This is a genomic window from Orbus hercynius (assembly GCF_003634275.1).
Classification (GTDB): Bacteria; Pseudomonadota; Gammaproteobacteria; order Enterobacterales; family Orbaceae; genus Orbus; species Orbus hercynius.
Map to the genome: position 1 here is coordinate 38,235 of NZ_RBWY01000006.1, position 9,956 is coordinate 48,190.

Annotated in this window: 7 protein-coding genes; all 7 read right to left on the reverse strand. The window is 42.7% G+C overall.

All coding sequences use genetic code 11. The features are described from left to right. Positions 1-84: 84 nt before the first annotated feature. Positions 85-1,107 carry a type VI secretion system baseplate subunit TssG gene (tssG, locus tag DES39_RS10675; RefSeq protein ID WP_121145972.1) on the reverse strand — a complete coding sequence of 341 codons (1,023 nt, stop codon included), beginning with the start codon at positions 1,105-1,107 and terminating at the stop codon, positions 85-87. Then, the gene (gene tssF, locus DES39_RS10680) at positions 1,071-2,834 is read right to left on the reverse strand and encodes a type VI secretion system baseplate subunit TssF (RefSeq protein WP_121145974.1); all 1,764 of its coding nucleotides are present in this window, start codon (positions 2,832-2,834) and stop codon (positions 1,071-1,073) included. The genes tssG and tssF overlap by 37 nt, the downstream gene beginning before the upstream one ends. 85 nt (positions 2,835-2,919) lie before the next feature. After that, on the reverse strand, positions 2,920-4,536 hold the full coding sequence (gene tssA / locus DES39_RS10685; RefSeq protein ID WP_121145976.1) for a type VI secretion system protein TssA: 1,617 nt from the start codon (positions 4,534-4,536) through the stop codon (positions 2,920-2,922). A gap of 18 nt (positions 4,537-4,554) precedes the next feature. After that, positions 4,555-7,941, reverse strand: coding sequence for an ImcF-related family protein (locus DES39_RS10690; RefSeq protein ID WP_121145978.1), 3,387 nt, complete (start codon positions 7,939-7,941; stop codon positions 4,555-4,557). Positions 7,942-7,961: 20 nt separating this feature from the next. Further along, positions 7,962-9,173 carry a hypothetical protein gene (locus DES39_RS10695; protein ID WP_121145980.1) on the reverse strand — a complete coding sequence of 404 codons (1,212 nt, stop codon included), beginning with the start codon at positions 9,171-9,173 and terminating at the stop codon, positions 7,962-7,964. Beyond that, on the reverse strand, positions 9,173-9,445 hold the full coding sequence (locus DES39_RS10700; protein WP_121145982.1) for a PAAR domain-containing protein: 273 nt from the start codon (positions 9,443-9,445) through the stop codon (positions 9,173-9,175). Before DES39_RS10700 ends, DES39_RS10695 begins: the two co-directional genes overlap by 1 nt. 145 nt (positions 9,446-9,590) lie before the next feature. Further along, a complete protein-coding gene (locus DES39_RS10705) occupies positions 9,591-9,869 on the reverse strand; it encodes a hypothetical protein (RefSeq protein ID WP_147405440.1) in 279 nt (92 codons plus the stop codon). Positions 9,870-9,956 lie beyond the last annotated feature (87 nt).

A 9,956-nucleotide genomic window follows, 5' to 3' on the forward strand; every position in this document is an offset into this window, starting at 1 on the left:
TCCTATTTACTAAATTACTTATCACATTGTCGCAAAGTGTAATGGTAGCTAGCCATCATGTAGCGATATTTGCCAAGCCTTCACTCAAGCCGCCAAGCCACGGTAACGGCCCAAATTCACCACAATATCTTTTTGATCAGCCGATTCACGACTGATTAATGTTGCCGTTTGACCTAAACGTGCACCTTTTTTAATTAACTGAGTTCTTGGCAAAAAACGCGCCGGTAAATGTAAGTCCAGCTGCGCATCAACTTGATAACCCAAATAAGCACGTAACAAAGTCATCACATCTTGATGCAGTTGTCCATCAGGTAACAGTGATTCAATTTGCGTATTATCATGTGGCTTAATTTTCACACGTACCGTTTGATTGCACTCTAAAAACTGTTTACCTAACACAGCGCTGTTGCCTAACTGCACGCCAGAGCCGCCGAGTTTAGCTGGCGCAGATAAGTTAACCCACACGGGATAAAACTCATCGACCTCGACATCACAATTGGGCACTAATACTTTTATCACACCCACAATCCCTTCTGCTGTGCGAGTTTGCTGCGTCACCAAACCGAGTAAGGCTAAAAAGCGCGATACCGGCGTGCCAATTTGTGTGCTGGTCCCTTCAATGCCCAGCCCCGTTAAACCGAGTAAACACTGTGAAATGGGATCTTTACCACCGGCAAGGAAGCTGGCCGGATAATGGTATTTTAGCCATATACGGTAAAACTGAGTAATAATACGGTGATTGAATAGATCTAAAAAATCCATCATCGCCTGATAGCCATCTTTTTGTTTAACAATATCGTCGAGTAAAATCGGCGGCAAGACAGAATCAACGCCATATAAGCCTAAAAATCGGGTTCGCACAGTAACTGGGCGCGCTAAATACGGCTCACGCTCAATACACTTGAGTTCACCCGCAGGAAAACTCATCTCAGCAGATGGCGCAAACCGCAGCGGATCGAGCGCGGGAGACTCGCCCGTGCCCATCTTGAGTTCCATATCAGTTATCTGTTCAAGTAGCTGACAAAAACGATAAAAATTCATTCTTGGCAGCTTGGACTCGATCTCCTGCATTAAAGGAGTGGTTGTGATGTCTTGCTGCTGTTCCATGTCACTTTTTTCCCTGTCGGTAGAAGAACCAGTACTAATTGTGTAAATAAATTAATATCGGCATATAAAGCAAAAAATTGATGTAATAATTCACCAAATAACATCACATCGCCTTCACCAGTAAACTGATAAGTATTCACCGTCACCTCAATTTCAACCCCGCGCTGCACCATGCCTTTTTCAATCCGCGTTATCATGCGGTGTGATACATCCACAATGCCTTCTAGCCGCCGCCGATTGAGCTCATTATCAGTCCAGTCATATAAAGCTAGCGTACCTCGTAATACTTCAGCATTCATTAAAGACAGATAATTCGGTGCTAAGTGGGACAAGACGCGCCAATGGAAGCGGTCCTCAGTTGGCGGATAACATGGCTGCGTCACAGCTGACAAGTTTTTCACGCAGCCGATATAGGCCTGAGTACTACAAAGCGTATCAATACGAGCATTACGTAACACTTTACGTGGCAACATACCATTGGTTCCTGTTACGCGTAAAGATAAGGTTTCAGTCTCTAAATTCTCGTTTTTATCCCACACTTTACCGCCAAGAATCAGCCAAGTATCATGTAAACCCGATGCGCCCTTACGCACCCGAGTATGATAATAACGTTCGGGCGCATCATGACGCAGCATACCACCACGGTGTTTAAAACTGGTAAATGGCACATAACTATAGCGGCCATTACGGGTTATCGCCTCAACATTCTCAATGGAATAGATCTCAACATGACCATCTTGGCGTAGCAATGGCCGCAGTAAATATTCGCTTTCCAACTGATTGACGACCACCGGATCAGCTTCCAAATCAAACAAGTTGATCGCCGGCACACAGTGTAAACAGATATTACTGTGATCAAAGGGCATATCAGTTGGCCAGCTCTCTTTTAACACCAACTCAATATCAATATAACGGCAATGCTCGGGTACTTGCTTGATATCAAGCCCATGCAAATCGACAAACATAAATTTTTCGCGGAAGCTAAAATATTCCAATAACAATTGATAACCGGCAAAGGCATTATCTGGCTTGAGCCATAAGCGATCTTCATCGGCAAAACCAACGGGCGTTATGCTGCCACGAAAAGCCAGACGATTTTCTGCTTGAGTTGAATAACGCAAATGCATCGAAGCCACTTGGTGAGTTAGCGCATAATGCAAACTGCTGGCGATAGGGCCATCCGCATTGAGGTATAAGCGTAAGCGGGATAAATCAAGCTGCTCAAAATCCGCCAGTTCGGTAAAACTCAGCCGTAACGCAATAATACTGCGCCCATCGGCAGCAATATTTAATTTCGCTTGGGTAATATCGATCGGTCTTAACGTCACAGCTTGAGTGGTGCGGTACTGACAGTGGGTACGCGCAGGCCCTAATGCTTCGGTTTGCATCATCAATCCCGCTGGCACCACTTCCTGACGGGATAACATCATATAATCGGGCTGTAACTGTACAATACCTAGCGATGGAATGAGGCGTAAATAGTGTGGCCATAATAAGCTCACCAAGCTTTCGGTCAGTTCCGGCAAATCATCATCCATTTTTTGCCGTAATCGTCCCATTAAAAAAGCGAATCCTTCAAATAGCCGCTCTACATAAGGATCGCGATCGCCAACCCGATCAAGGTTAAGTTGGCTTGCTCTATCGGGATGAATTTTAGCAAACTCCTTACCGGCCTCGCGTAGATAACGCATTTCAGCTTCGTAATAACGTTGAATTAAATCGTCCATTGTTTTCTCTATATCGATTCGAGTTTTAATTTATTTTTTAAGTTCTATCTTGATCATGCTACCACACGTTCAATCATAACGCTGGTTATATCACCGTTAAAGCACGCGCCGGATCAAGTTGTATCAGCTCATGATGTAACCGCTCAATCTCATCATTAAGCTGAGCTTTATTCACGTCTTTCAACTGTAGTTTTTGTTTCAACAGTCGCAATAAATGGTGCTTAACATCAAATATCAATGCGGGCTCCCAGTCAGATAAATTCATACTATCTTGTTTATCATCTAAGCCAACTAACAGCTTTAAAGCTAAATCGAGTTTGCCGTTTTGTTCAGCAATTCTTGCCTGCGTGTATTGCAGCAAATAGCTCTGCTTAGGTAAACGAATAGCCGGTAAACTCTGTAACCAAATGAAGGCTTTTTCAAGTCCATCATTACTGGCCAGATCGATTGCCTGTTTTTCAATTTCATTCCAATCATTTTCACCCGACACCGCAATCGGCGCCAGTGCACTATCGTCATCGAGATGGTGAATACGTGCCACCGTCGCAATCCAATGCAAGGTTTCATCATCCGCAAAAGGAGTACCATTTTCAAAGGTCAATCGCTCAATGCCTTGTAAGCGCTCTAGCACCAGACCAATATCGGTCAAGTAGATCTCCGCCCAGCTTTGATAAGGCTCGCCCATTTTTTGCAACGCCAATACGGCAGCGCGCTGTAAATCAAACCAGAAATGGTTAGCATTTTCCATAAAAGCAGCTTCAACGCGTTCAAACAGTTCGTGCCATTGTTGCTGGAGAATTAAACGACTGATGTTATGGCGCAGCTCGGTACGCGGGGCAGGTAAGCGAGTGCGGCCGCGATGATCCATCGGCGGTAAATGGCTGACGGTATCCCAACGTAACGCGCGCAAAAAGCGCCCTGCGGCCAGATAGCCTTCCGGTTTTTCACGTAAAAACGCCGCTATTCGCCTAGCCTGATCAAGTAAATCACGCTGAGAACGAATCGCCGCATCGTTTGACGCTGGCATGGGTGTCACATCATAATGGGTATCACTAACAACTGGTTCATTATCAGCACTTGGGCTACTTTTAATTTTAGCTGGCTGTTTTAAACTGTTAGAAAAAAACAGAATCAAGCCATCCAAATCAGGTTGTTGCGCACTTTGACTCGGATCCTCACTGCTAAATATTATTTTATTGCACTGATCAATTAAATTTAAAGCAGCAATAATTCGCGATAGGCTTACTTCCTCAATCGGTTGTAGTTTGGTTAATACTTCGGTGAATTTTGCATTCGCTAACCACTCAATCGCATTTTTACGAATATGACTACGAGATGGATACAGTGTTGTACCGAATCTATCGAGCAAACCGGCTAATAGCTCCAAACCATCGGCAAAACCTGTTGCGCCATCAATATGTAGTCGAGCTAAACAGTAATAAGTCGCCACACGAATATCTTTACTGTGCTGCTTAAGAATTGTTTCACTGCCTGACATCACTAAGGCGTAATCAACGCCCGATAATTTGGCGATTTCCTCTTTGATTTCTTGAAACGTATCATGGTAAGTCAGGTCATCACCGACGGGTTTTTCGGCACTAATTGGCGCAAGCCAATCTGCCCACTCGCTATTTAATCGACGGTGAATCGCTTCTTGCGGATCTTGTTTGCTAAAAAAGAGACTCAATAATTGGCTGAGCATAACCTTATCCTATGATAATTATAATGTACGATCGATTTGCAATTCGACATCACTTTTACTGACATCAAATACCTGCTTAGGTAATACAAAATGGCGTAATTGTAGTAACGTCAATGGCCCTTCTCCCGATTGACTACGCAAAATATATTTTAAATTATGTTCAGGTCCGACTTTCCACACTAATTCGTAACGACTTGAATCAAGCTGACGAATAAAGGCTGACTCAAGTAGACGAATCCAAGCCCAATCACCCGCATAATAATCATAAAGTTGTAGACCTGAATCATCGCGGCTATAACTAAGCTGAGCATAAGGAGAATAGCCATCGCCAGGCCAACTAAAACGCTGCCAAGCTGGCATTTGGTTAAAATAATCGAGTTTTTGTTTATCAATAATAAGTTCACTTCGCGCTACGTTATAACCACTGCGAGCCATGATGTCAAAAGCAATTTTAGCATCCCCACTCGTTAATAACTGACTAGATAAATTATTGAATAAATTTAAGGTATCGATAAACTGTGGTGAAAAATGTAACCCTTGTGCATTAACGGGATTTATCACCCATTTATCCCCTTGTTTTTCAAGGATACCGCCAAGTTCACTGGCAATAAACTTATCGACAATACCAGCATCTGGGCGTAAAAAACGTGCAAGTTCCGCCAGCGAGGCATCATTGTCTGAATCTTTAAAGGGATAGCGACCAGCAAAAGATTTTTCCCATTCATACACTATTTGGGTTTGCCAAATATCGTTAAAACTTTTAGCTGCCGGCGTTAAAATTACTTGCCACGCCTGTTCTAACGGCTGTTTAAATACGGTATAACCAAATCCTGACCACTCTTCACCTAAGTTGGCCGCAATCAAATTGCCGTAATCACGGGTTTCAGTTAAATCAACTGAGGTCCCTTGGAAAACACTCTTGGCCAATAATTTAGCAGTTGCTTGTGGATTGGCACTACTCGTAATATTTTGCAGTTTCAAGCGTACTTGCGTCACCCGCAGCAAATAAGTTTGTAATGTGAGATCACTGCTTGAATTATTATTTTCGACATTCAGCAAATTAAGTAGAGGGCCAAAAGTTGGGGTTAACGGCCCCGATGCTTCAACTTTAGCATTAAGCTTTGCCGGATTTTTATCTTTAATCAGCTCCTGCGCTGAGCGAATTAAGTTATCCGAAATTCCGCCACCACTGTACGCCACTTCAGCTTGATACTTCACCACATTCATTAGGGCCACCAATGGTGATTGCCGCACATCAGACATCAACGTTAACTGTTCAATTACATCGGCAATATTATCAGCTTGACGCCATTGAATATTATTTAAAAACAGTAACCACGCCGCACTGTAATCACTAAAATAACGCTCGGTTAAATGCTGCTTAAGCGCATCAGGCGAGACCGATGAGGTCATCGACGAAGTGCCATCACTCAGCACCCAGTCGATCTGTTCTTTGCGCGATTTAGCCGCACTGGCAATTTCGCTTTTGATCACATCTTCCCAAGCTTTACGGGTAAATACCCCTGGTACGGACTCAGTCGAGCTAAATAACATGCGACTATCGATATCCCCTAATAATTGCACTAATGTCACTTTGGCATAATTTTGCCCAGCGCGCTGTAAAATAGCTTGGTAGATGGTATTTTCGGCATTTTGCAAACCGATTTGATTGATTAAAATTTGCCGAACATCTTTTACTAAATCTAATGAACTTTTTTGCGCCCACTGCGGATGCTCGCTTAAATTGCGCCCCCAAAATGCCACGAGTTCTGGCATCAATTTTTGCCATTCACTTACCGCAATCGAATTAGGCGCTGGCCACGTTTGCGTGGCAAATTCACTTAAGTAAGCCGCATCGGCTTTATCCGGGCGAGTGAGCATGAGATAAGCTTTTAACACATTATAGCTAGCGTTGACTAACTTAGCGCGATTAGGATCAGCCGGCGACATATTAGTAACACGAGTCAAATAGCTGGTCTGCCACGCTAAAAAAGGCGTGGCAATGTTGCGATCATTGGCCGTAATATAATGTGGCCATAACGCCGTTAATAAAGCATCATTATGACTTAAACCAAATCGGTAACGAATGGGCACACCATCATGCTGACGATAAATTAACTGATCCATCTGCAACTGTAGCGCATATTGTGATTGTAAACGCGCAGCATAAGAGTCAGAATTCGTCGCATCAATTTGGCTAACCAAATGTGTGGCGTTGATAATTAATGAGCGATTTTGATAGTAAGAGGTGACAATACCAATACTCATCACCGCCATAGCAGCGAGTATTAACGAGCAGCAGATCGCTTCAAATGGCAATCCCATGCGTTTACCGCGCTGCTTAGCCGCATCAACACTGATCGTTTGCCATGTTGGCGTCATCGCTAAGTGATGTTCTGGTACATACAGAGATTCATCACTACTGATTTCATTACTGAGTAAAGGGGAAAATAACAATGCGCGTGGAGAGGCACTGTGAGGCAACGCTAGCCACTTCGCTAACCACTGCTTAATGCGGCTTTTATCGCGCTCAATTAAGTTCTGGCTTAATTGGAGTAAAAAGGCATACCGGCTATCTTGCATCACTTGCAACGTGCCTTTTTCACAGCAGGTCATTGCCAATTTATCTAACGCCTTATCAATAGCATCTAGCTGATTGATTTTTAAACCATTAAAGAATGTGCCCACCCCTTGCTCTGTGCGTCCAGTTTGTGACCACTCACTATCTTGAGTGCTAACGAAATAGACGGGTGCTTGCCAGTTCAAGGCTTTATTGCGCGCCTGAATTTGCAAAATACTGTTTTCCAGCCGAGCTTGCTGCGTTCGACTCAAGGTTAAGTAATTATCCGGCAACAGCCACACTAAACCGTCAATCGGTTTGCGGCGTAGTAACACAATGCGTCCAAAGGCGGTTTTTAACGCTTTAAGCCACCCCATATTGAGTTCATCTTCGTGATCACCGCCATAAATCATCAGCGTATTGTCAGCAATTTGCCAACGCTCTCGTGTTAAATTTGGTAGCAACCGCTCAGTATCACTTTCACTGCCCACCACCAGCAACTTACGCACCCGTCGGCGCCAAAATAGGCCATAGCGCTGCGACAGATAAACGGTAATATCACTAAATGGACCCGATTTTTTCTTTTTGGCTGGTTTTTTATCATCAGTATCAATATGGCTTTGATCTGTTAACTTAAAATTAAACTTCACAATTTTATTGAGTAATAGAAAGACCAAATTATGTAAATGAGATAACACTAGCGCCACAATCAATACTACTGCTGTGCCGAGCCATTTATCACCGGAAGTCGGTAAAAATGAGAAGCTATCTTGCCAGATAAAGAAAATCAGTGCTAAAGCGATTAACACCAGTAGGATAACCCATCCTATAATGATTTTTTTCATGCCTTTCTATTCTCTTAATATTATTTTTGGTTATTGTTTGTTATTGTTGCAACGACCGATGCCGTAATGTCCGGTTCACCAACCACAATTAATTGTTTATTACCGGTTGATAATGTATGTTCAACTGCTAATGCGAGCGCAAAAAAGTATGCACTATGTTTAGCATTACCAATAGTTGTATCGATATTAAAAATACTGCCCGGATCAAATTCGATCTGATTAAAGTAATTCATAATGTCGATATTTTGCTGAGTTGAGATACCGCTATACCACACACCATCATAACTTGCGCTGTGCTTAGCTCCCCATAACAACGCATGATCAAGCGTTTTAGCCAGTTCGCCTGTTTGTTCACTGCGGTAGATTTTAGCGATTTTATCAGTATTAACCACTTCGGTTAATTTTTTAATCGCTTGTTCACCCGCAAGTAGCATGATTAGTGCTTCTTCAGCATCATTTTTTATTGGAAAAGCAAAAAGGCGAGCATTAATGAGTAATAGTAGATCATCATCATAATCACTATTATCAAGCCAGACCTGAGTAAATAACGTACCACGACATGGAGAGTTAACCATAATGCTAGCAGGACAAATCAATTTACCGAAAGTCCGTTGCCATAATGCTTCAATATTTTCAATTTTAGTCGGCGTCTCTATAAACAACCGCACGTGGATCTGCAAATTATTTGGCAATGCTGTCAATAATGACTGATATTCATTACACCATTGTATAAAAAGCGCCTCGAGCCTAGCATCAAAATTACTTGGCGTGATGTCTAAATACGATTTTTGCTGCTTATACGAAATTAACTCATTGTCATTACCAAAATTATCACCATTTATTGAATAACTATTACTGGTAACCCCGTTCGCATTACCACTCTCACCATACCGAGTGAGAACAGAATGAGATAAAACATACAATCCCCGTCTGGCATAATCAATCAAATGCTCACGTCGACCATTACGGTTAATATTCCACTGTTTAATATAGGCTTCACGGTAGCCACGGTAGTATATACCATATAACAGACTAAATACCCATAAACCAATCGGTACAACGACAGCACAAAGAATAAGTAATAGATCAGACAGTGAGTAAAAAAAGCTCACAATTAAGGTAATTAAGCCGCCGGCAACAACAAACGCGAATAATAGCATAGCCCAAAACCACCCGCTAAATTTTTGTAACGGTGGTAACGGCTGCGGTAATTTAGTTAAATCAACTGGCATCAACCTTTCCCTACATCAGACAACGACGAAATTAACACGCAACCACAGCCCGCATGGTGCCCATCAAGGGCAATCGGTTTACCTTGATCTCGAAAGGTAGCGTCCCCTTCAATGATTGGGGTCACGCCATGACCATTGATAGGACAACTGACCATATCGCCAATACGTGCAACTGGCTTACCATGGACAATCATGGTTGACGAGGCAGAAATCACCTTGCCACCATGATTAGTCGCATCCCCTAAACGAATAACACAACGTAGTTTTCCCATTATAGTTCCTATTGTTCGACTGTATTAGAGTTGATCCTATTTACCATCTAATCCATTAAAATTAAGGCTCATAATAAAAAACCTAGCCGTAATTTTTCATTATTCAACACGTTAAAATATGACTCACCGCTCAACCTTGAGCGACTTATTCACTCTCAAGTAACTTGCCAGACGGCGGAATCACCCAATAAGACAATGAGTCTTGATATAAATTGCCGTCTTTACCTTTATAAAAGGTCTTAGTATCCGGGTAACTCACATCCTCTTGCAAGACCTTAAACTGAGGATATATGGCATCCAATTTCTTTTGTGAATGGGTTACCCAAGCAGGAATATCCAGCACATGGTAATTATAGCCAACATACACTTCAGTGCGTCGGATATTGGCATTCCCCATGCCCTCGCCGACCTTTCTTTCTTCCACGTTAGTCACCTTCTCAAGCTGGATGAGGCCATAACAGAAGGCATTGTTGTAAATGATACCATTACTATATTGCTTAGGAAATTCATG